The organism is Endozoicomonas atrinae, assembly GCF_001647025.1.
Classification (GTDB): Bacteria; Pseudomonadota; Gammaproteobacteria; order Pseudomonadales; family Endozoicomonadaceae; genus Endozoicomonas; species Endozoicomonas atrinae.
This window is the reverse complement of record NZ_LUKQ02000938.1, coordinates 1-247: the sequence shown is the minus strand read 5'-3', so window position 1 is coordinate 247 and position 247 is coordinate 1. Positions and strand designations below refer to the sequence as shown.

The 247-nt window shown below is 41.7% G+C and carries 1 protein-coding gene; it reads left to right on the top strand.

The window, feature by feature from the left end; translation table 11 throughout:
* Positions 1–247, top strand: a 247-nt coding sequence (locus AK963_RS36500) for a transposase (RefSeq protein WP_238593928.1), incomplete at both ends; no start/stop codon positions are given.

The following is a 247-nucleotide window of genomic DNA, read 5'->3' as shown; positions in this document are numbered from 1 at the left end:
ACTATCCTGAAGATATCCGAAAAGCGATTTATACAACGAATGCCATTGAGTCCTTGAATAGCGTCATTCGTAAGGCGATCAAGAACCGGAAGATTTTTCGGACTGATGAGTCAGTCATGAAGGTAATACCAATCGCATTTTCTAAATCCTTAAGCTGCCGCCAACTATGCTTAGGCATCATTACCATGCATTATCTAGAACAGATGTCTCGTCGACCACAGCTACCCGAAGGTTTTAATGATGTTGA